This is a genomic window from Streptomyces sp. NRRL B-24484 (assembly GCF_000717715.1).
Lineage (GTDB): Bacteria > Actinomycetota > Actinomycetes > Streptomycetales > Streptomycetaceae > Kitasatospora.
On record NZ_JOAI01000008.1, the window covers coordinates 77,038 to 97,562 of the forward strand.

The window sequence follows — 20,525 nt, forward strand, 5'->3', positions numbered from 1 at the left end:
GTCCGATCTCCGCCGCACTCGGCCGATTGAGGGTCCTGGTCCGCCGCGACCACGGTACTCCTCGTCCATGCCCCAGCCGGCCGGAACGGGACCGGCCGCGACCGAGAGGAGCCCCCGTGGAGAAGACGCTGTCCGGGACGATCGACGCGGTGCACGCCGTCGGCGAGCGGCTGGCCGCCCTGCAGAGCCCGGCGCCGGTGCCCGCGACCGGGCTCGCCGAGGCGATGGCCGCCTTCCGCGCGGTGGACGGACCCGCCGCCGCCCAGCTGCGCGAGCGGCTCACCGCACTGCGGCCGTCCGCCGGATGGTGCGAGGACGAGCTGGACGGCGACATCCCCGCCGAGGGCGAGTGGTGGGTCTGCGACGCCACCGACGGCGCCGTCCAGTACCTCGGCGGGCTGCCGCACTGGGCGGTCACCGCCACCCTCGTCCGGGACGGCGCCGCCGTGCTCTCCGTGGTGCACGCACCCCGCCAGGACGCCACCTACACCGCACTGCTCGGCGGCGGCGCCCACCTCGACGGACGGCCGATCGCCCCGCTCCCCCGCACCCTGCAGGTCGCCGTCGCGGCCACCGCGCAGCCGCCGACGGTGGCCGGGGACCCGGTCGCCCGGCGGCGGGCCGGCGAGTCGCTGACGGCGATGCTCGGCGGGGCACTGGCCGTCCGCAACCTCGGCCCGACCGCCCTGCAGGTGGCCCAGGTCGGCGCCGGGAACCTCGGACTCTTCTGGGAGTACGGCCAGGACGGCACCAACCTGCTGCCGGGCGCCCTGATAGCCGCCGAGGCGGGCGCGGTGGTCACCGACACGGCGGGCGGGCCGTGGACGGCGGCCTCGGACGGCTTCCTGGCGGCCGCACCCGGGGTGCACGCCGAGGCGCTGGCGGTGCTGGCGCAGGTGCGGTGAGCGCCGAGGTCGGCCGGTGTCAGTCCTTCGGGCTCATCAGGGTGCTGGTCAACGGGGTCCGGGCGAGCACCACGACGCCGACGACGATCAGCGCGACGCCGACGGTCTCGGGGATCAGCCAGAGGCCCGTACGCAGCGTCTCCTCGTACAGCAGGACGCCCAGCAGCAGGCTGACCCCCGCGTCACCGAGGGTCAGCGCGGGCTGCGAGGCCACCAGCGGCCCGGACTGCAGGGCGTTCTCCAGCAGGTAGAGCGCCCCCACGCCGGCGACGGCGAATCCGTAGGTCTGCCAGGCGGTGAGGAAGGCCTCCAGCCCGTGCTTGTCGAGCAGATGGGTGGAGGACTTGATGAGCGCGGCGGTCAGCGCGTTGCCGACGGCCGCCGCGCCCGCCAGGCAGGCGGCGCGGACACCGCCGGGCGGACGGCGCAGCGCCACCGCGCAGAGCACCCCCATCGCGGCGCCGCAGCCCATGAGCGCCGGGATCCAGCGGGCCATCGGGACGTGCATGGTGCCGGCGGTCGGCGCGGCGGCGCCCAGGGCGAGACCGAGGCCGAACACCATGCAGCCGACAGCCGCCCAGGCCCGGCGGGAGAGGTTCTGGTGGGACATCGCCGAGGCGATGACCAGCGCGAACGGCAACTCCAGGACGAAGATCGGCTGGACGACGGAGAGCGCGCCGCGGGCCAGCGCCACCGCCTGGAAGAGCGCGGCGGCGGTCACCGCGGCGATGCCCGCCAACCAGACCGGGCGGTGGGCCAGGTCGCGCAGCAGGCCGAACCGGAAGCCGGAGGAGCGCGGCACGGTCTGCGCGGCGCGGTGCTGCAGCACGGTGGCCAGGGCGTTGCTGATCGCGCCGCACAGGGCGAACAGGACGGGGAGCAAGGCGGGCGGTTCCCTTCACCGGGTGCGCCCAGTCTCACCCGCCCGCCCCGCACCCCCGGCGCACCGCGCCGCACCCCACCCCGGCGCCAGCCATTCAGGGGCGCCGCCACCGGGGACCCAAGGACAACGACCCGAACCGGAGACGGCACCACCGCACACCGCCCCGCGCAGCGGCCCGACCCGGGCCGTCCCGCCCCGCGCAGCGGATCAGCCCCCGGCGACCCCGAACAACCGCGTCGCGTTCCCCCAGCACACCGCCCGCAACCACCCCTCCCCCAACCCCAGACCCGCGAGCGCCTGCAGCGCATGCCCGTAGCCGTACGGGATGTTGGGGAAGTCCGTGCCGTGCAGGATGCGGTCCTGCAGGTCGGTGAGGCGGGGCCGCAGGCCGGGCGGGAAGGGGGCCAGGCGTTCGGTGAAGTCGGTGAAGGCCATGGTGGTGTCGAGATGGACGTTCGGGTACCGGTCGGCGAGGTCGAGGAAGTCGGCGTACTCGGGCAGGCCCATGTGCGCGACCACCAGGTGGAGTCGGGGGTGGCGGGCGAGCACGGCGCCGGTCGGTCCGGGGCCGGTGTGCTTGCCGGGGGCCGGGCCGGACCCGCAGTGCGTGACGACGGGGACGCCGGCCTCGGCGAGCAGGCCCCAGACGCCGTCCAGCTGCGGATCGGCGGGGTCGTAGGCACCCACCTGCACGTGCGACTTGAACACCCGGGCGCCGCGATCGATCGCGGCCGCGACGTACTCGGCGGCGCCGGGCTCCGGGTAGAAGGTGGCGGTGTGCAGGCAGTCGGGGGTGCGGGCGGCGAAGTCCGCGGCCCAGGCGTTGAGCCAGGCGGCCATCGCGGGCTTGTGCGGGTAGAGCATGGCGGTGAACGCGCGGACGCCGAACTCCCGCAGGGTGTCGATGCGTTGCTGTTCGGCGTGCCGGTAGGCGATCGGCCAGGGCCGCCCGGTGAGCGGCCCGGCCGCGTCGAAGTAGGCCCACACCTTGTCGAGCACCCGCTCGGGCATGAAGTGGGTGTGCACGTCGATCAGGCCGGGCAGCCCCAGCTGCTGCCAGAAGGCGCGGACTTCGCCGGTCTCGGTCACCGCCGGACGGCCCTGTCCAGGATCGCGGCGGTGTCGGTGCCGGCCGGCAGGGTGCCGAAGGCGAGTCCGCGGTCCCCGCCGAGCCGGGAGGCGCAGAAGGCGTCGGCGACGGCCGGGTCGCCGTACCGGACGAGCAGCGAGCCCTGGAGGGTGAGTGCCATCGACTCGACCAGCCGGCGGGTGCGGTACTCCAGGTCGGTGAGGTCGCCGAGTTGCTTGCGCAGCGCGGCGGTGGCGGCGTCCAGGCGGCGGTCGGCGCCCGCGGCGGTGTCGAGTTCGGCGAGGAAGGCCTCGACGCTGGCGGGGCGGCGGGCCATGGCGCGCAGCGTGTCCAGGGCGGCGACGTTGCCGGAGCCCTCCCAGATGGAGACCAGCGGGGCCTCGCGGTAGAGCCGGGGCATGCCGGACTCCTCGACGTAGCCGTTGCCGCCGAGGCATTCGAGCGCCTCGGCGGCGTGCGCCGGACCGCGCTTGCACACCCAGTACTTGGACACGGCGAGGCCGAGGCGGCGCAGCAGGGTCTCCTGCTCGTCCCCGGCGAGGGCGGCGTCGGTGGCGGCGGCGAGCCGCATGGCCACGGTGGTGGCGGCCTCGGACTCGACGACCAGGTCGGCGAGGACGTTGCGCATCAGCGGCTGGTCGACCAGGGCGGCGCCGAAAGCCCGCCGGTGGGTGGCGTGGTGGAGGGCGCGGACGGTGCCGTAGCGCATGCCGGAGGCGGCGCCGATCGTGCAGTCGAGGCGGGTCATGTTGACCATCTCGATGATGGTGGGGACGCCGCGGCCCTCCTCGCCGACCAGCCAGCCGGTGGCGCCCTCGTACTCGATCTCGGCGGAGGCGTTGGACTTGTTGCCGAGTTTGTCCTTGAGTCGCTGGAGGCGGATCGGGTTGCGGCTGCCGTCGGGCAGCACCCGGGGCAGCAGGAAGCAGCTCAGTCCGCCGGGGGCCTGCGCGAGGGTGAGGAAGACGTCCGACATGGGTGCGGAGGTGAACCACTTGTGGCCGGTGAGCCGGTAGCTGCCGTCGCTGTGCGGGACGGCGGTGGTGGTGTTGGCGCGGACGTCGGAGCCGCCCTGCTTCTCGGTCATCGACATGCCGGCGATCAGGCCGCGCTTGGTACCGGGCTCGCGCAGCCCGAAGTCGTACTCCCGGGCCGAGAGCAGCGGTTCGTAGCGTTCGGCGAGCGCGGGGGTGGCGCGCAGGGCGGGCACCGCCGCGTAAGTCATGGAGATCGGGCAGGTGTGGCCGGCCTCGACCTGGCCCCAGACGTAGAACTTGGCGGCGCGGGCGGTGTGCGCGCCGGGGCGGTCGTCGGCCCAGGGGGCGGCGTGCAGGCCGTAGCGAACGGCGGTGTCCGTCAGCCGGTGCCAGTACGGGTGGAACTCGACCTCGTCGATGCGGTGGCCGTAGCGGTCGTGGGTGCGCAGGACGGGCGGGTTCTCGTTGGCGAGGCGGCCCCAGGTGTCGGCCTCCTCGGAGCCGGCGAGGTGCCCGAGTTCGTGGAGCTCGTCCTCGGCCCAGCCGGCGCCGGCCCGGTGCAGGGCCGCGAGCAGCGCCGGGTCGGCGGCGACGTCGTGGCCGTACGGGTCGGGGACCTGGTTGGTGACCTCGTGCGTCGGCATGCCGTCCTCCTGGGCGGTGGTCTGAGGGTCTTCGGGGGTCAGCGGGCGGTGCGGGGCGGTGGTGCGGTCTCGGGGGTGCCGAGGGCGCGCAGCGCGAAGGCGGTGAGCGCGGGGATGGTGTCGCCGGGGTCGCCACCGGCGGCGAGCGGGCCGACGAGGGCCTCACCGATCGCGCCGACCAGGGCTGCGGCGGTCAGTTCGGCGTCCTGGGGTGGGAGTTCGCCGCTCCGGACGGCGTCGGCGATCTGTGCGGCAATGAGGTCGCGGAACGCCCGGCGGAAGACCAGGCGTTCGGCGTCGACGACCGGGTCGGCGGGTTCGGCGAGCAGTGCGTAGGCGCGGCGGGGTGCCTTGAGCGCACGGGCGGCGAAGGTCTCGACGACGGCGGCGACCCGGCGCTGCGGGGTGGACTCGCGGGCGACGGCCTCGGTGACGGCGGCGACCTCCCTGCCGACGACCGTGCGGAAGAGCTCGACGGCGAGGTCGGACTTGCCGGCGAAGTGGCGGTACATGGAGCCGGTGGCGATGCCGGCGCGTTCGGCCACCGCGGCGACCGAGCAGCCCGCGTAGCCGCGCTCGGCGAGCAGGGCGACGGCCGCCTGGAGCACGGCGGCGCGCTGGGCGTCGAGCCGGGCCTGGACGGCGGGGGTGCGTCGGTATGCCATGCCAAGCATTGAAGCACTGATTCACTGCTTCGAGAAGGGCGGCGGCGCCGGGCGCGCCCGGGCCGGTCCGGGAACGCCGCGAGGGCCGCCCGCCGGTCGGCGGACGGCCCTCGGGGAGGGGCGGCAGTTGGCTGTCGGGCCCGTACGGGCGTGGGTACGGCTACGGCTTGGGCAGCGCGCAGCCGGCCCGGTTCAGGTCGAGCTTGTTGCCGGCGGCGAAGCAGGCGGGGATGAGGTAGGTCTCCTCGGCGTAGTTGATGCCCTTGCGGACGGTCACCGTGCCGTTCTGGTCGACCTCGCACGGGTTGTTCTCGGTGCAGCGCTCGCCGTCCTCGTTGCCGGTGTTGTTCACGGCGACGACCTGGCCGGTGGCGGTGTCGACGACCGGGGAGCCGGAGGTGCCGCCGATGGTGTTGCAGCTGGAGGTGTAGCGGACGGAGTCCTTCCAGGTCCAGCCGCCCTCCTTCAGCCGGTAGACGAAGCCGTCCACGCTGCAGGAGTAGATCTTCTTCCAGTACCCGGAGACCACCTTGATCGAGGCGCCGGCCGCCGGGTGGCTCGCCGAGAGGGTGAGCGGGGCGATGCCGTAGCGGGACTGGATGGCGGCGTAGGTGCTGGTCAGCTGGTAGAGCGTCACGTCGGTGTCGGTCATCGTGCTGTAGACGACCTTGTTCGCGCGCAGCGTGCCGAGGCTGCCGCCGGAGGAGTTGAGCAGGGTGAAGCTGCGGCTGGACGAGCGGTTGGTGATCACCTGACCGGGCGAGGGCATGCCGGTCTCCAGGCAGTGGCCGTTGGTGAGCACCAGGGCCGGGTCGGTGGAGACCGAGCCGGGCAGCCGGACGACCGAGCCGGAGCAGTTGCTGAGCGCCACGGTGCCGGCGAAGTCGACGGCGACGGGCGCGGCGCCCTTGGTGGCGGCTGCGGCGGGGGCGGCGCCGGCCAGCGCGGTGGCGCCGCCGAGCAGCAGGGCCAGGGACGCGCCGATGAGCGGCTTCTTCATGGGAGGGCCTCTCGGAGTGGGGGTCCTCCAAACCTGGCGTGTCCATGACGTCGCGTCAATATGCCTGTATGAATTACCGGTTACGACAACCGCCCCTCGGGAGCCGCCCGTACGGCATTCCGCCGCGATGAACGAGATCGAGGACGACCCGCCGCAGCCCGCCCGCGACGCCCTGCTCCGGGCGCTCCGGCACGGCGCCGTCGACGGCTGGGCCGCCCCGGGCGCCCTGGAAGGATCGACGGCGGCCGACCGCCTGCTGGACGCCGGGGCCGACCGTGACGACCTGACGCTCCTCGCCCGGGCCGTCGCCTACGAGGCCGTCTTCACGACACTGGAGGAACTCGACCGAACCCGCCCGCCGGCGGGGCTGCACGAGGACCTGCCGACGGCCGACCCGAGCGGCCGCGGCGGTCAGGACCTCCGGCCGTAGCCCCCGGGATTTTCAGCCCCCGTCGAGCCAGTGGCGGCGGCCGGTGGTGATCAGCCGGAGCTGGGTGCGGGCGGTGCGGGCGATCCGCGCCTCCCCCGCCGGGCCGGCCTCCAGGAAGGAGGCGGCGGTGGCCACCATGTGCTCGACGTAGAGTCCGGCGAGCATCCGCACGTCCGCCTCCGACCAGCCCTCCGAGGCCGGCTGGGCGCCGAGGCCGGCCGCCACCTCCTCGGCGAAGCGCTCGAACTCGGCGGCGATCGCCTCGCGGACGGCCCGCACCCCGCCGTGCCGCTCGCGCGCGAGGAACCGCACGTGGGCCGGGTGCTCGCGCACGTGGTCGGCGATCAGCTCGACCGAGCGGTCGATGAGCTGCTCGGAGTCCCCGGACTCGGCCAGCACCCGGCGGATCATCCCGTGCAGGCTGGCGAGCGACTCCTCGACCAGCACCACGGCCAGTTCGGACAGGTCGCGGAAGTGCCGGTAGAACCCGGCCGGCGAGAGCCCGGCCTCGCGGGTCACCTCGCGCACGCCGATGCCGCTGAGGTTCTGGTGCTCCAGCAGGCCGAGGGCTCCGTCGAGGAGGGCGCGGCGGCTCTGCTGCTTCTGGGCCTGGCGGACCCCGGGGGTGTGACTCACATCATTCAGTAAACAACCGTTTGCCGACTTTTGCGAGCCCCGGGAGCGCGTAGGATGGAGAAGTCGGCGAACAGTCGTACACCGAATCGGCCGCCGACCGGGGAGAGGACACCTGCCGTGAGCCTTCTGATCGTCATCGTCGCCATGGGCCTCCTCGCGGGGGCCGCGATCCACACCTCCATGCCGGTCTTCCTGGCCGCCTCCGCCGCGATCGCGCTCTGGCTGCTCGCCTTCGGCGCCCGCGAGCGGATCGCCCGCACCCGGCACCGCTGACAACCCGGCACCCTTTCGACCTCCCACCGGAGTCCTGCCATGGAACAGCTCGCCACAGCCCGCACCCGCACCGCCGCCGACGGCGACCAGATGGCCGTCGCCTCCTTCCTGCTGGCCCTGCCGGGGCTGCTGCTCTTCAACCTGGTGCTCGGCCCGGTCGCGATCGTGCTCGGCACGCTCGCCCTGGTCCGCGGCACCGGCCGGCGCGGCCGGGCCCTGCTCGGCATCGCGCTCGGCGTCGCCGACCTCGCCGTCCTGGTGGTGGCGACCCTGGCCGGGCACGGCACCGTCTGGCAGCTCGGCGCCTGACGCAACGACGACGCGCCCGGTCCTGCCCCCTGCGGCGGGACCGGGCGCGCGCCCGTGGACGACCGGCCCGTCAGGAGGTCGGGGCCGTCCACTTCTGGTTGGCCGCTCCGGTGCAGGTCCAGATCTGGATCCGCGCGCCGTTGGCCGGGCTGTTGTCCGTCACGTCCAGGCACTTGTTCGCCGCCGGGTTGACGAGGTCGTGCGTCGACGGGTTGTACGCCCACTGCTGGGCACCCGTCCCGTTGCAGTCGTACAGCTGCGTCTTGGCGCCGTCGGCGGTCGAACCGGAGGCCACGTCCAGGCACTTGCCGAGGGCGCGGACCGTCCCGTCGGTGCCGACCGTCCAGTCCTGGGCGCCGGTGCCGTTGCAGTCGTAGAGCTGCACGGCGGTGCCGTTGGCGGAGGTGCCCCCCGCGACGTCCAGGCACTTGCCGGCCAGGCCGGTGATCCGGCCGGTCGCACCGCCGCCCCCGCCCTGGGTGCCGGCCCAGGTGAAGGTGGCGGAGGTCTTCGCGGGCAGGCTGTAGCTGAAGTTCTGCCCGCCCCAGACCACCCGGACGGTCTGCGCGCTGCCGCTGTCGTTGTACGCGACCAGCGCCTTCGAGCCGTCCGGGTTCTGCCAGGCGACGTTCGGCACCGAGGAGTTGGCGGTGGAGGCGATCCGGTACGCGCCCGGGCGGACGAACTTGGTGAGGTGGCCCATGGTGTAGTACTCGACCGTGTAGTCCACCTGGCCGCTGCGGGAGTCGCCGTTGTGGACGGTGACGAGGCCGGTGCAGGTGCCGCAGCCGCCGTAGTGCGGGCCCATGTTCTGGTCGACGGCGAGGCTCCACTTGGTCACCGACTTACCCCAGTTGCGGGTGTAGTCGATGATGTTGCGCATGTCCTCCTGCTGCTGGTTGCCGATCCAGGTGCCGCCGGAGTGTTCGGTGTCGAAGGCGTCCACCGTCGGGTACTGGTTGTGCACGGCGGTCTGCATCGAGACGTCGCCGCCGTAGCCGTGCCAGGCCATGCCGCCGAAGTTGGGGTGGGTGCGGATCGCCGCGTCGTCCGTCACCGGCGCCGCGTAGCCGTTGTACTGGTCCCAGTTCCAGTCCAGGGCCAGGACCTTGGCCGGCAGGCCGGCACCGGCGAGCGCCGGCAGCAGGTTGGTCTTGGTGAAGTAGGCAAGGCCGGAGCCGTTCCAGCTCATCGACGGGTAGCCGCCGCAGCAGGTGGGCTCGTTCTGCACCGTCACGTAGTTCACCGGGACGCCCTGCGCCTGGTACGCCTGCAGGTACTTCACGAAGTACTGGGCGTAGGCGCCGTAGTACTCGGCCTTCAGCCAGCCGCCGTTGAGGTTGCCGCTCTCCTTCATCCAGGCGGGCGCCGTCCACGGCGAGGCCATGGTGGTGAGGGCCGGGTTGAGCTGCTTGGCCTGCTTGGTGAGCGGCAGCACGTCGGCGAGGTCGTGGCCGATCGTGAATCCGTTCAGCGCCGGGTCGACCGAGCCCGCGGGCTGGTCGTCGTAGGTGTAGCCGTAGCGGGCCAGGTCGGAGGAGCCCATCGGGTTGCGCAGGAACGACAGCCCGATGCCCTCGGTCGGCGAGAAGAGCTTGCGCATGGTGGCGTCGCGGGTGGCCGCACTCAGGGCGCCGCTGCTGTTCATCAGCCAGGCGGCGGTGTCGGTGAACGAGGCGCCGCCGCCGGTGAACTGCTGGTAGCGGGTGGACTCGTCGACCGAGATCAGCTGACCTCCGCTGCCGGAGCCCGAGTTGAAGGTGAACGCCGCCTGCTGGGCGAGCCCGCGGGTGACGTGCCGACCGCCGGCGTCGTCGGTGGTCGTGAGCCAGACGTTCACGGTTTCGCCTGCCGCGTGCGCGCCGGGAGCTCCGGCCAGCAGGCCGGTCGCGGCCAGGGCGCCGGAGAGCAGCGCGGCGGCCGTCCGGCGCGTGCGGGCGGCATGGTGGGGTGGGGGCCAGGCCATGATCGGATTCGCCTTCGGTGTGGGGGTGGGTGGGGAAGTGCGACTGCCGGCCGGCGGTCCAGATTCAACTCCTGATGACTCATCACCGTCAAGCGGCTGGTCTGAACCAAATTCCTGTCAACTCGTGAACACAGGAGAGCGATTGCTCGGTGATCATGTGCCACGAGTTGACGAATCGTCTGACAGGAAAGTTTCCAGTTGACTTGACGTGGCCATCACCGGACTAGTTGACTCCAGCTCCCGTCGCCCCCACCGACCGGAGGACCCATGCACCGTCGCCACCGCCGCCGCAGGCTTCCCGCGGCCGCCGCGCTGCTCGCCCTCGTCTGCGCGATACCCGTCGGCATCAGCGCGACCGCGCCCGCGCCGGCCGAGGCCGCGCCGACCGCGTTCGCCCACCCCGGCGTCCTGCTCTCCAAGTCCCAACTCGACTTCGTGCGCACCAAGGTGCAGGCCGGGGCGCAGCCGTGGAAGAGCGCCTACGACCAGATGCACGCCAGCAAGTACGCCTCGCTGAGCCGGACGCCCAAGCCCCGCGCGGTGGTCGAGTGCGGCTCGTACTCCAACCCCGACTACGGCTGCACCGACGAGCGCGAGGACGCCCTGGCCGCGTACACCCTCGCCCTGGAGTGGTCGATCACCCGGGACACCCGCTACGCCGCCAAGGCCGTCCAGATCATGGACGCCTGGTCAGGCACGGTGAAGGACCACACCAACAGCAACGCCCCGCTGCAGAGCGCCTGGGCGGCTTCCACCTGGCCGCGGGCCGCCGAGATCATCCGCTACACCTACAACGGCTGGCCCGCCGACAAGGTCGACCGCTTCGGCGCCATGCTGCGGGGCGTCTACCTGCCGAAGGTCGTCAACGGCTCACGCTCCAACGGCAACTGGGAGCTGAGCATGACCGAGGCCACCATCGGCATCGCCGTCTTCCTCAACGACCGCACGGTGTACGACAAGGCGGTCGCGACCTTCCGCAACCGGGTGCCCGCCTACATCTACCTGGCCTCCGACGGCACCCTGCCGAAGACGGTGCCCGGCAGCGGCCTCGACACCCGGGACGAGATCGTGAAGTACTGGCAGGGCCAGTCCACTTTCGTCGACGGTCTCACCCAGGAGACCTGCCGCGACCTCACCCACACCGGCTACGGCCTGTCCGCGATCGCGCACGTCGCCGAGACCAGCCGCATCCAGGGCCAGGACCTCTACCCGGAGGTCGCCGACCGGCTGCGGCACGCCCTCGGCCTCCAGTCCAAGTACGAACTGGGCACGGCCGTCCCGTCCTGGCTCTGCGGCGGCAGCCTCTCCCAGCACATGGGCCCGGTCACCGAGGTCGGCTTCAACGCCCTGCACAACCGCCTGGGCTACGGCATGGACAACACCCAGAAGCTCACCGAGCAGCGCCGCCCCGCCGGCACCGACAACCTCTTCACCGCCTGGGAGACCCTCACCCACGCCAACAACCCGTCCTGAGGCGCGCCCGGAACGAAGCCGCCCTCACCCCCGGCCGGCCGGGCCGGCGTCCCGCAGTCGCCGGACGGACTCGGGGGTGAGGTGCCGGCCGAGGACGTCGAGGGCGGCGAGCACCTCGGCCAGTGCGGCGGGGTCGTCGGTGCCGAGTGCGGCGGCGACGGCCGGGTCGACGGGTGCGGCGGCGGCCAGCGCCGAACGCTCGGAGACCTCGGCGGCCTTGCGGACGAGGGAGCGGCGCCGGTCGGCCGGCTCGTCGACGACTTCACCGTCGTCACCTACGACCGCCGCGGCCTCTCCCGCAGCACACCCGACGATCCGTCACGCCCGGTACCCATGGCCACCCATGCCGACGACGCCCACCGCCTGCTGACCGCACTGGCCGACCGGCCCGCCCTGATGCTGGGCTGCAGCTTCGGCGCCGCGATCGGACTCCGCCTGGCGGTACGCCGCCCCGGAGCGCTGCACACGCTGATCGCCCACGAGCCCGCCGTCCCCGAGCTGCTGCCCGCCGCGGAACGCACCGCCACCGAAGGCGAGTTGCGCGCCGTCACCCGCACCTACCGGGACGAGGCTGGCTCGCGGCCGTCCGCCGGGTCACCGCCGTACTCGGCATCGACCCGGACCACCAGGACACCGAACCGGACGTCACCGCCGAACCGATCACCGAGGCCCGCGCGGCGAACTTCGCCGGCTTCCTCACCCGCGACATCGACACCATCCTCGCCGGCGGCCTCGAACCGGCCGACCTCGACGCCCTGCGCGACGGCCCGACCCGGATCGTCCCGGCCGTGGGCCGCACCACCCCGCACCAGGTCTTCGACCGCCGCTGCGCCGCCCTCCTCGCCGACCGCCTGGGCACCGCCCCGGCCGAGTTCCCCGGCGGCCACAACGGCAACCTCACCCACCCCCGGGCCTTCGCCGCCCGACTGACCGCGCTGCTCGGGTGACCACGTCAGGGGTGGCGCATCCACGGGCTCCGGGGACACGCCCCCGCCGGCTCCCCTCACACGGCAGGACCGCCCGGGCGATCGGGTCGCCCGGGCGGTCCCGGAGGGTGATGCGGGTGGTTCGGGAGGTCGGCCGGGGTCAGCCGGGGTCAGCCGGCGAGGGGGCGGACGGCGGTCGGGGCGTGGCCGGGTTCGGTGGCGAGCTCCTCGAACTCGACCACGCTGGCGATGTCGGTGCCGCTCATCGCGATGTTGGTGACCCGCTCCAGGATCGCCTCGACGACGACCGGGACGCGGAACTCGGCGGCGAGCTTCTTCGCCTCCTCGAAGGCGGGCAGCAGTTGGTCCGGCTCGGTGACCCGGATCGCCTTGCAGCCGAGGCCCTCGGCGACCTTGACGTGGTCGACCCCGTAGACGCCCAGCTCCGGCGAGTTGAGGTTCTCGAACTCCAGCTTGACCTGGAAGTCGATGTCGAAGTTCCGCTGCGCCTGGCGGATCAGGCCCAGGTACGAGTTGTTCACCAGGACGTGGACGTAGGGGATCCGGTGCTGGGCGCCGACCGCCAGCTCCTCGATCATGAACTGGAAGTCGTAGTCGCCGGAGAGCGCGACGACGGGGGTCTCCGGGTCGGCGGTGGCGACGCCCAGCGCGGCCGGGATCGTCCAGCCGAGCGGACCGGCCTGGCCGCAGTTGATCCAGTGCCGCGGCTTGTAGACGTGCAGCATCTGTGCGCCGGCGATCTGCGAGAGGCCGATGGTGGTGACGTACCGGGTCTCCGGGCCGAAGGCGCGGTTCATCTCCTCGTAGACGCGCTGCGGCTTGAGCGGCACGTCGTCGAAGTGGGTGCGGCGCAGCAGGGTGGCCTTGCGCTCCTGGGCGGAGGCGGCCCAGGCGCTGCGGTCCTTGAGGGCATCGGCGGCGCTGCGCTCCTTGGCGACCTCGACGAACAGCTCCAGGGCGGCCCGGGCGTCGGAGGCGATGCCGTAGTCGGGGGCGAAGATCCGGCCGATCTGGGTGGGCTCGACGTCGACGTGCACGAAGGTGCGGCCCTTGGTGTAGACGTCGAGGTTGCCGGTGTGGCGGTTGGCCCAGCGGTTGCCGATGCCGAGGACGAAGTCGGACTCCAGGAAGGTCGCGTTGCCGTAGCGGTGCGAGGTCTGCAGGCCGACCATGCCGGCGTTCAGCGGGTGGTCGTCCGGGACGGTGCCCCAGCCCATCAGGGTCGGGATCACGGGGACGCCGGTCAGCTCGGCGAACTCGACCAGCAGGTCGGAGGCGTCCGCGTTGATGACGCCGCCGCCGGCGACGATCAGCGGCCGCTCGGAGGCCTGCAGCAGGTCGATCGCCTTCTCGATCTGGGCCCGGGTGGCGGTGGGCCGGTAGACCGGCAGCGGCTGGTACGTCTCCGGGTCGAACTCGATCTCGGTCATCTGGACGTCGATCGGCAGGTCGACGAGGACGGGCCCGGGGCGGCCGGAGCGCATCAGGTGGAAGGCCTGCTGGAAGACGCCGGGGACCTGTGCGGCCTCCAGCACGGTGGTCGCCGCCTTGGTGACCGGGCGGGCGATCGAGGCGATGTCGACCGCCTGGAAGTCCTCCTTGTGGATCCGGGCGACCGGGGCCTGCCCGGTGATGCACAGGATCGGGATCGAGTCCGCGATGGCCGAGTACAGGCCGGTGATCATGTCGGTGCCGGCCGGCCCGGAGGTGCCGATGCAGACGCCGATGTTGCCGGGGTTGGCACGGGTGTAGCCCTCGGCCATGTGGGACGCGCCCTCGACGTGGCGGGCCAGCGTGTGGTGCACGTCCCCGGCGGCCTTGAGGGCGGCGTAGAAGGGGTTGATCGCCGCGCCGGGAACACCGAACGCGTGGGTGACGCCCTCGCGCTTGAGGATCTCAACTGCCGCGCGGGCGGCTGTCATTCGAGGCATCGGCTTCTCCTGCCCGGCGGAAGTTCCGCGATGTGAAATGCTGATTCTGAACTGCGGAATCAAAGTAAGCCGGGGCCGCGGGGGGCGTCAAGGTAGGTTTCAACAGATCGTTGAAGCATTCGGCGGGGGTGGCCCGGCGGGCACCACAATGGGAGGGGAGAGGGGGCGAGCCGCATGCCGTACATCGCCGTGAGTGCACTCAGCCACGAGGGACTGGTGCGCGACCACAACGAGGACAGCCTGACCGTCGGGCCGTGGACGCTCTGCGCCACCGTCACCGAGAGCCCGCAGACCCTGCTCTTCCCGCTCGGCGGCACCCCCGTGGTGGTGGCGGTGTCGGACGGTCTCGGCGGGCACCCGGCCGGCGAGGTCGCCTCCTCGCTCACCGCCCGCCGACTCGCCGCGGCCGGCACCGGCCTGCGCTCCGAGGACGACGTCCGCAGTGAACTCCGCTCGTGCAACACCGCCCTGTACGACGCCGCGGAGGCCGACCCGGACCTCACCGGGACGGGCACCACCGTCGCCGGACTCGTGCTGAGCGCCGAGCACGTCCTGGTGTTCAACATCGGCGACAGCCAGGTCTTCGAGATCACCGGACCGCCCGGCACGCCCGGACTGCGGCTGCTCAGCACCGACGACAGCCCGCCGCCCCCGCCCGGCCGGCGCACCACCAACATCGTCACCAGCACCCTCGGCGGCACGGTCGTCCGCCGCGAGGTCGAGCCGCACCTGCGCCGCCTGCCCACCGTGGTCGGCGCCCGCTACCTGGTGTGCAGCGACGGCCTGACCGATCCGGTCCCGCCGGAGGAACTGGCCGCCGTCCTGGCCGGCGAGGACGACCAGCGCGCCGCCTTCGAGCTGTGGCGGGCCGCGATCGAGGCCGGCGGGCCGGACAACATCACCCTGGCGCTGGTGCGGATCGACGAATGAGCGGGCCGTGGCCGCCGGCCGGGTGAACCATCGGGATCCCGATGGCTGCCATCGGCCCACCTATTGGCCCGACCGCCGGTCGGCGGCCTAGCGTCGGGGGAAAGCCCAACGAAGGAGTGACCGCCGACATGGCGAAGATCCTGTTTGTGATGACCGGCGCCGACCACTGGACCCTGGCCGACGGCAGCAAGCACCCCACCGGCTACTGGGCGGAGGAGTTCCTCACCCCGTACCGCGCCTTCACCGCGGCCGGGCACGAGGTCGTGGTGGCCACGCCGGGCGGCGTGCGGCCGAGCGCGGACGCCGGCAGCCTCTCCGCCGGCGCCCTCGGCGGCGAGGAGAACGCCGCCGGGGCGGCCGCCGCGATCGCCGCCGCCGAGCCGCTTCAGCACCCCCTCGCGCTGACCGACGTCGACCTCGGCGACTACGCGGCCGTCTTCTACCCCGGCGGCCACGGCCCGATGGAGGACCTCGCGGTCGACGCCGACTCGGGCCGGCTCCTCACCTCCGTGCTGGACGCCGGTCTGCCGCTCGGCGTGGTCTGCCACGGTCCGGCCGCGCTGCTCGCCGCCGTGCGCCCGGACGGCACGCCGACCTTCGCCGGGTACCGGCTGACCGGCTTCAGCAACACCGAGGAGCGGCTCGCCGGTCTCGCCGACCGCGCCCCCTGGCTGCTGGAGGACCGCCTGGTCGCACTCGGCGCCGACTACGCGGCGGGCGAGCCGTGGGCGCCGTACACCGTCACCGACCGCACCCTGCACACCGGCCAGAACCCGGCCTCCTCCGGCCCGCTGGCCGAGGAACTGCTCAAGGCGATCGGCTGAGGCAGCGGCCCGCAGGTACCGCCGGCCCGGCAGGTCCCTCAGGTCTCGCAGGCCCCTCAGGTCCAGCGGTAGCGACAACTGCTTGACATCATCAAGCAGAACGGGCGGGAGCCGACCACCGGCTCCCGCCCGTTTCCGCTTCCGCCTCCTGCGGGAACCGGTCAGCCGACCGGCACCTCCAGCACCGCCTTGCGGTGACTGAACGCCTCGATCGAGTAGCGGCCGTGGTAGCTGCCCATGCCGCTCTCCCCCACCCCGCCGAACGGCAGGTCGGAGACGGTCAGGTGAGCCAGCGGCAGGCCGAACCCGAGCCCGCCCGAGGAGGTCTCCTCGGCGAGCCGGCGCCGGGTCTCCTCCGAGGGGCTGAACACGTACAGGGCGAGCGGCTTGTCCCGGTCGTTGACGAAGTCGATCGCCTCGTCGAGGCCCGCGACCTCGACGATCGGCAGGATCGGCCCGAAGATCTCCTCCTGCATCACCGGCGAGTCGGGCGACACGTCCGCGAGCACGGTCGGCGCGAGGTAGCGCGCGGCCCGGTCGCGGCCGCCGCCGACCACCGTCCGGCCGGAGTCCAGCAGCGCGGCCAACCGGTCGAAGTGCCGCTCGTTGACGATCCGGCTGTACAGCGGCGAGGCCGCCGGGTCCGCCCCGTACCGGGCCTCCACCGCCCCGGCCAGCAGCGGCTCCAGGGCCCTGGCGGTGGCCGGGTCGGTCAGCACGTAGTCGGGGGCGACGCAGGTCTGGCCCGCGTTGAGGAACTTGCCCGCCACCAGGCGCTCGGCCACCGTCGCGAGGTCCGCCCCCGCGTCGACGAACGCCGGGGACTTGCCGCCCAGTTCGAGGGTGACCGGGGTGAGGTGCTCGGCCGCGGCCCGCATCACGACCCGGCCGACCGCGCCGTTGCCGGTGTAGAAGATGTGGTCGAACCGCTGGGCCAGCAGCGCCGTGGTCTCCGGCACCCCGCCCTCCACCACCGCGACCGCCCCGGTGTCCAGGTAGGCGGGCAGCAGCCGGGCGAGCACCGCCGAGGTGGCCGGCGCCAGCTCGCTGGGCTTGGCCACCACCGCGTTGCCGGCCGCCAGCGCCCCCGCGACCGGCGCCAGCAGCAGCTGCACCGGGTAGTTCCACGGCGCGATCACCAGGACGACGCCGAGCGGGTCGTACTGCGTCCGCGCCTGCGCACCGGCCAGCCGCTCGGGCACCGGCGCGTCCTCGAGCCGGAGCCAGTCCGCGAGATGCGCCAGGGTGTGGTCGATCTCCCGCACCACGAAGTCGACGTCGGTGCGCATCGACTCCTGCTCGCTCTTGCCCAGGTCGGCGCCGAGCGCCGCGGCGAGCTCCGGCCCGTTCTCGGTGAGCAGCGCGCGCAGCCGGTGCAGCTGCTCGGTGCGCCAGGACAGCGGCCGGGTGCGGCCGGTGCGGAAGGCCGCACGGAGGCGGGCGACGAGGTCGGCGGGCTGCTCGGCCGGGCGGTCGTTCATGGGGGTCCTCGCAGGGAATGGTTGATATCCTCAACTACCTGCTGTCAGGAAACGCCAGTTACTTGAGGATGTCAAGTGAATCCAGATGCGTCGGAGCTGGTGGAGCCGCTCGCCCGCGTGGTCCGCGGCTACTACGACGACCTGGCGACGGTCGCCGGGCGGCACGGGCTCAGCACCACCCAGGCCCGCGCGCTCATCGCCCTCGACCACCCGCTCAGCATGAGCGCGCTCGCCGAGCACCTGGTGTGCGACGCCTCCAACGCCACCGGGCTGGTCGCCCGGATGGAGGCCCGCGGACTGGTGGCCCGGACCCCCTCCTCCGAGGATCGCCGGAGCAAGACCGTGCACGCCACCGCGGACGGGCACCGGCTCGCCCGTACCCTGCGCGCCGAGATGCACACCGTGCACGGCGCGCTCGCCGGCCTCACCCCCACCGAGCGCGGCGCCCTGCTCCCGCTGCTGCACCGGCTCGGCGACCTGCTCGGCCGGCCGCAGGACTGAAACGGCGCGGACCGACCGGGGCCGGCCCGGGCCGGGGAACGCCCGGGCAGGCCACCGCCGACCGTTCAGCCCGCGGCGCCCGATCGGCCCGCGGTCGCCCGTTCAGTCCGCCGCCTCCAGCTCGGCGCGGAACCGTGCGACGGCGGCCTCCGTCCGCGGCAGCCCGGCCAGCGGCTCGCCGACCACCCGGCCGGCCAGCTCCACCGCCGACGTCACCACGTCCTCCCGCAGCTCCGCCTCGGCGATCACCCGGCTCGCCGCCAGCTGCACCTGCGCCGCCGTGACGAGCTCCTCCCGCTCCCGCTGGGCCTCCGCCCGGGCCGCCGCGACCAGGGCCGCGCCCTCCTCGGCCGCCGTCTGCCGGATGCGGGCCGCCTCGTGGCGGGCGGCGTCCAGCTGCGCGCGGCGCTCCCCGCGGAGCTCCAGGGCCTCGTGGCGGATCCGTTCCGCCACGGCGAGCCGGCCGCCGGTGGCCTCCTCGCGTTCCGCGAGCGTCCGTTCGATCCGCGGCAGCACGCGCCGGCCGAGCACCAGGAACACGAAGAAGAAGCAGACCAGACCGAGGACGAGTTCGACGGGGTTCGGCGCCAGGGGTCCCATGCCCCAGACCTACCCACCCCCCGCACGGGCATGCGACTGACTTCCCGTCAGCGGAGGGCCGCCCCGTGGCCGCCTTGCCGCACGCATCCGGCGCGCGTGGCCTGACCTGCGTCCGGCCGGTTCCGGGGCATCATGTCCCCAGGCGAAGGGAGAGCCGCGTGTCGCAGCAGACCGATGCCTCCGACCGGCCGTGGTGGCACCGCGTGGTGCCCGCCGTGCCGGGCCTCGCCGTGCTCCGGCACTACCGGCGCGACTGGATCCGCGGCGACCTGCTGGCCGGCGCCACGGTGGCGGCGTACCTGGTGCCCCAGGTCATGGCCTACGCGAGCGTCGCGGGCCTGCCGCCGGTGGCGGGCCTGTGGGCGATCCTCCCGGCGATCCTGATGTACTCCGTCCTCGGCTCGTCCCGCCTGCTCTCGGTCGGCCCCGAGTCCACGACCGCGCTGATGACCGCGACCGCGATCGCGCCGCTCGCCGCCGGCGACAGCGCGCGGTACGCCGTGCTGGCGGCCGCCCTCGCCGTGGTCGTCGGCCTGCTCTGCGTGGTGGCGTGGGTGGCGCGGCTCGGCTTCGTCGCCGACCTGCTGTCCCGGCCCGTCCTGATCGGCTATCTGGCGGGCGTCGCGCTGATCATGATGGTGGACCAGCTGACCAAGCTCACCGGTGTCGAGACCGAGGGCGAGGGCTTCTTCCCCCAGCTGGCGTCCTTCTTCCGGAACATCTCCGACCTCCACCCGGCGACGGTAGTCCTCGGCGCGTCCGCACTGCTCTTCCTCTTCGTCGCGGGCCGGTTCCGCGGCGTCCCGGGGCCGCTGCTGGCGCTGGTGCTGGGGACGGCCGCGGTGTCCGTGTTCGGGCTGGAGGACCACGGCATCAAGGTGATCGGCGCGATCCCGCCCGGACTGCCCACTCCGGCCTTCCCCAGTCTGTCCGACCTGTCCCAGCTGGTGCTGCCCGCGCTCGGCGTGCTGCTGGTCGGCTACACGGACGTGATCCTCACGGCCCGCGCCTTCGCCACCCCGGGCGACGGCACCCGGCTGGACGCCAACCAGGAGCTGCTGGCGCTCGGGGCGGCGAACGTCGGCTCCGGCGTGCTGCACGGCTTCCCGGTGAGCAGCAGCGCCAGCCGCACCGCACTCGCCCAGTCCGCGGGCGGCCGCACCCAGGCGTACGCGCTCACCGCCGGGCTGGCCGTGGTGGCGGTGCTGCTGTTCTTCAGCTCGCTGCTCAGCCACACCCCGACGGCCGTCCTCGGCGCCCTGGTCGTCTACGCGGCCGTCCGCATGATCGACGTGTCGGGCTTCCGCAAGCTGCTGTCCTTCCGCCGCGGGGAGTTCCTGCTGGCGCTCGGCTGCCTGGCGGGTGTCCTCGCCCTCGACATCCTCTACGGCGTGCTGGTCGCGGTGGGCCTGTCCATCGCCGAGCTGCTGACCCGGGTGGCCCGCCCGCACGACGCCGTCCTCGGCACGGTGCCGGGGCTCGCCGGCATGCACGACGTCGACGACTACCCGGCCGCCCGCACGGTGCCCGGCCTGGTCGTCTACCGCTACGACTCGCCGCTCTTCTTCGCCAACGCCGAGGACTTCCGCCGGCGTGCCCTGGCCGCCGTCGACGACCAGCCCGACCCGGTGCGCTGGTTCGTCCTCAACGCCGAGGCCAACGTGGAGGTGGACATCACCGCCCTGGACTCGGTGGACTCGCTGCGCAGGGAACTCGCCGACCGCGGCATCGTCTTCGCCCTGGCCCGGGTCAAACAGGACCTCCGCGAGGAGCTCGACGCCTACGGCCTCACCGCCTCCGTCGGCGAGGACCACATCTTCCCCACCCTCCCGACCGCCGTCGCCGCGTACCACTCCTCGGCCGGCACCGCCGAGGAGTGGGGCGGCACCGAGGCGTAGCACCGTGCCCGCCGCGCTACCGCGGCGATACGTCGATCATGAAAGCCTGGGGCGGTGGGAGTGCGCCGACGTGCGGCATCCCGGCGGGTGCCGGGATGCCGCACATCCGCCCGTCGGCCCGACCGCCCCCGTCCGGCACCTGCCCGGCGGCCGCCCCGGACG

The 20,525-nt window shown here is 73.4% G+C and carries 20 protein-coding genes and 1 pseudogene; 11 read left to right on the forward strand and 10 right to left on the reverse strand.

Annotated elements, in window-relative coordinates:
* Nucleotides 1-116 precede the first annotated feature (116 nt).
* Nucleotides 117-905, forward strand: a complete 789-nt coding sequence (locus tag IE98_RS0109760) for an inositol monophosphatase family protein (protein WP_052390347.1) — start codon at nt 117-119, stop codon at nt 903-905.
* A 19-nt stretch (nt 906-924) separates the two neighbouring features.
* On the opposite strand, the gene IE98_RS0109765 is transcribed toward IE98_RS0109760, so the two are convergent.
* The 5 genes from IE98_RS0109765 to IE98_RS0109785 form a co-directional block, all read right to left on the reverse strand.
* The gene (locus IE98_RS0109765; protein WP_030267431.1) at nt 925-1,788 is read right to left on the reverse strand and encodes a DMT family transporter; all 864 of its coding nucleotides are present in this window, start codon (nt 1,786-1,788) and stop codon (nt 925-927) included.
* Nucleotides 1,789-1,995: 207 nt separating this feature from the next.
* Complete coding sequence (locus IE98_RS0109770) at nt 1,996-2,877, reverse strand: amidohydrolase family protein (protein WP_030267433.1); 882 nt, start codon at nt 2,875-2,877, stop codon at nt 1,996-1,998.
* Nucleotides 2,874-4,499: an acyl-CoA dehydrogenase family protein gene (locus IE98_RS0109775; RefSeq protein WP_030267435.1), complete on the reverse strand. Its 1,626-nt coding sequence runs from the start codon at nt 4,497-4,499 to the stop codon at nt 2,874-2,876. The genes IE98_RS0109770 and IE98_RS0109775 overlap by 4 nt, the downstream gene beginning before the upstream one ends.
* Before the next feature lie 38 nt (nt 4,500-4,537).
* On the reverse strand, nt 4,538-5,164 hold the full coding sequence (locus tag IE98_RS0109780) for a TetR/AcrR family transcriptional regulator (RefSeq protein ID WP_030267437.1): 627 nt from the start codon (nt 5,162-5,164) through the stop codon (nt 4,538-4,540).
* Nucleotides 5,165-5,324: 160 nt separating this feature from the next.
* On the reverse strand, nt 5,325-6,164 hold the full coding sequence (locus IE98_RS0109785) for a S1 family peptidase (protein WP_030267440.1): 840 nt from the start codon (nt 6,162-6,164) through the stop codon (nt 5,325-5,327).
* A 127-nt stretch (nt 6,165-6,291) separates the two neighbouring features.
* Between IE98_RS0109785 and IE98_RS0109790 the strand changes: the two genes are divergently transcribed.
* On the forward strand, nt 6,292-6,594 hold the full coding sequence (locus tag IE98_RS0109790; RefSeq protein WP_043173815.1) for a hypothetical protein: 303 nt from the start codon (nt 6,292-6,294) through the stop codon (nt 6,592-6,594).
* A 12-nt stretch (nt 6,595-6,606) separates the two neighbouring features.
* Here IE98_RS0109790 and IE98_RS0109795 read toward each other — a convergent pair whose 3' ends face one another.
* Nucleotides 6,607-7,230: a TetR family transcriptional regulator gene (locus IE98_RS0109795; RefSeq protein WP_030267444.1), complete on the reverse strand. Its 624-nt coding sequence runs from the start codon at nt 7,228-7,230 to the stop codon at nt 6,607-6,609.
* Nucleotides 7,231-7,347: 117 nt separating this feature from the next.
* Here IE98_RS0109795 and IE98_RS48980 point away from each other — a divergent pair, with 117 nt between their 5' ends.
* The gene (locus IE98_RS48980) at nt 7,348-7,503 is read left to right on the forward strand and encodes a hypothetical protein (RefSeq protein WP_159400869.1); all 156 of its coding nucleotides are present in this window, start codon (nt 7,348-7,350) and stop codon (nt 7,501-7,503) included.
* A gap of 39 nt (nt 7,504-7,542) precedes the next feature.
* Nucleotides 7,543-7,812, forward strand: a complete 270-nt coding sequence (locus tag IE98_RS0109805; RefSeq protein ID WP_052390348.1) for a hypothetical protein — start codon at nt 7,543-7,545, stop codon at nt 7,810-7,812.
* A 70-nt stretch (nt 7,813-7,882) separates the two neighbouring features.
* Here the strand turns inward: IE98_RS0109805 and IE98_RS0109810 are convergent, their stop codons facing one another.
* Nucleotides 7,883-9,778: a ricin-type beta-trefoil lectin domain protein gene (locus tag IE98_RS0109810; protein WP_030267450.1), complete on the reverse strand. Its 1,896-nt coding sequence runs from the start codon at nt 9,776-9,778 to the stop codon at nt 7,883-7,885.
* Nucleotides 9,779-10,045: 267 nt separating this feature from the next.
* On the opposite strand from IE98_RS0109810, the gene IE98_RS0109815 reads away from it, so the two are divergent.
* From IE98_RS0109815 to IE98_RS50695, 3 genes and pseudogenes are all read left to right on the forward strand, one after another.
* Nucleotides 10,046-11,251, forward strand: coding sequence for an alginate lyase family protein (locus tag IE98_RS0109815; RefSeq protein ID WP_030267457.1), 1,206 nt, complete (start codon nt 10,046-10,048; stop codon nt 11,249-11,251).
* 81 nt (nt 11,252-11,332) lie between these two features.
* Nucleotides 11,333-11,761: pseudogene (locus tag IE98_RS52540) on the forward strand (alpha/beta fold hydrolase); the annotation flags it as partial.
* Between the two features lie 278 nt (nt 11,762-12,039).
* Complete coding sequence (locus tag IE98_RS50695; RefSeq protein ID WP_234443478.1) at nt 12,040-12,198, forward strand: hypothetical protein; 159 nt, start codon at nt 12,040-12,042, stop codon at nt 12,196-12,198.
* 149 nt (nt 12,199-12,347) lie between these two features.
* On the opposite strand, the gene gcl is transcribed toward IE98_RS50695, so the two are convergent.
* Nucleotides 12,348-14,129 (reverse strand): glyoxylate carboligase, encoded by a 1,782-nt coding sequence (gene gcl, locus IE98_RS0109830; protein WP_199922890.1) that lies wholly within the window; start codon nt 14,127-14,129, stop codon nt 12,348-12,350.
* Between the two features lie 174 nt (nt 14,130-14,303).
* Here gcl and IE98_RS0109835 point away from each other — a divergent pair, with 174 nt between their 5' ends.
* A complete protein-coding gene (locus IE98_RS0109835) occupies nt 14,304-15,059 on the forward strand; it encodes a PP2C family protein-serine/threonine phosphatase (protein WP_030267463.1) in 756 nt (251 codons plus the stop codon).
* 128 nt (nt 15,060-15,187) lie between these two features.
* On the forward strand, nt 15,188-15,883 hold the full coding sequence (locus IE98_RS0109840) for a type 1 glutamine amidotransferase domain-containing protein (protein WP_030267466.1): 696 nt from the start codon (nt 15,188-15,190) through the stop codon (nt 15,881-15,883).
* 161 nt (nt 15,884-16,044) lie between these two features.
* On the opposite strand, the gene IE98_RS0109845 is transcribed toward IE98_RS0109840, so the two are convergent.
* Nucleotides 16,045-17,364, reverse strand: a complete 1,320-nt coding sequence (locus IE98_RS0109845) for an aldehyde dehydrogenase family protein (RefSeq protein WP_030267468.1) — start codon at nt 17,362-17,364, stop codon at nt 16,045-16,047.
* Nucleotides 17,365-17,439: 75 nt separating this feature from the next.
* On the opposite strand from IE98_RS0109845, the gene IE98_RS0109850 reads away from it, so the two are divergent.
* Complete coding sequence (locus IE98_RS0109850) at nt 17,440-17,865, forward strand: MarR family winged helix-turn-helix transcriptional regulator (RefSeq protein WP_030267471.1); 426 nt, start codon at nt 17,440-17,442, stop codon at nt 17,863-17,865.
* Nucleotides 17,866-17,967: 102 nt separating this feature from the next.
* On the opposite strand, the gene IE98_RS0109855 is transcribed toward IE98_RS0109850, so the two are convergent.
* On the reverse strand, nt 17,968-18,465 hold the full coding sequence (locus IE98_RS0109855; RefSeq protein ID WP_030267474.1) for a hypothetical protein: 498 nt from the start codon (nt 18,463-18,465) through the stop codon (nt 17,968-17,970).
* A 158-nt stretch (nt 18,466-18,623) separates the two neighbouring features.
* Here IE98_RS0109855 and IE98_RS0109860 point away from each other — a divergent pair, with 158 nt between their 5' ends.
* Entirely contained in the window at nt 18,624-20,363 is a 1,740-nt protein-coding gene (locus tag IE98_RS0109860; protein WP_052390349.1) for a SulP family inorganic anion transporter, read from the forward strand.
* Nucleotides 20,364-20,525 lie beyond the last annotated feature (162 nt).

Bases quoted from the DNA above. Each gene is read 5' to 3' on its own strand.
- IE98_RS0109775 (WP_030267435.1), bottom strand. From the start codon at position 4,499: ATGCCGACGCACGAGGTCACCAACCAGGTCCCCGACCCGTACGGCCAC.
- IE98_RS0109780 (WP_030267437.1), bottom strand. From the start codon at position 5,164: ATGGCATACCGACGCACCCCCGCCGTCCAGGCCCGGCTCGACGCCCAG.
- IE98_RS0109785 (WP_030267440.1), bottom strand. From the start codon at position 6,164: ATGAAGAAGCCGCTCATCGGCGCGTCCCTGGCCCTGCTGCTCGGCGGC.
- IE98_RS0109790 (WP_043173815.1), top strand. From the start codon at position 6,292: ATGAACGAGATCGAGGACGACCCGCCGCAGCCCGCCCGCGACGCCCTG.
- IE98_RS0109805 (WP_052390348.1), top strand. From the start codon at position 7,543: ATGGAACAGCTCGCCACAGCCCGCACCCGCACCGCCGCCGACGGCGAC.
- IE98_RS0109810 (WP_030267450.1), bottom strand. From the start codon at position 9,778: ATGGCCTGGCCCCCACCCCACCATGCCGCCCGCACGCGCCGGACGGCC.
- IE98_RS0109815 (WP_030267457.1), top strand. From the start codon at position 10,046: ATGCACCGTCGCCACCGCCGCCGCAGGCTTCCCGCGGCCGCCGCGCTG.
- gcl (WP_199922890.1), bottom strand. From the start codon at position 14,129: ATGCCTCGAATGACAGCCGCCCGCGCGGCAGTTGAGATCCTCAAGCGC.
- IE98_RS0109835 (WP_030267463.1), top strand. From the start codon at position 14,304: ATGCCGTACATCGCCGTGAGTGCACTCAGCCACGAGGGACTGGTGCGC.
- IE98_RS0109840 (WP_030267466.1), top strand. From the start codon at position 15,188: ATGGCGAAGATCCTGTTTGTGATGACCGGCGCCGACCACTGGACCCTG.
- IE98_RS0109845 (WP_030267468.1), bottom strand. From the start codon at position 17,364: ATGAACGACCGCCCGGCCGAGCAGCCCGCCGACCTCGTCGCCCGCCTC.
- IE98_RS0109855 (WP_030267474.1), bottom strand. From the start codon at position 18,465: ATGGGACCCCTGGCGCCGAACCCCGTCGAACTCGTCCTCGGTCTGGTC.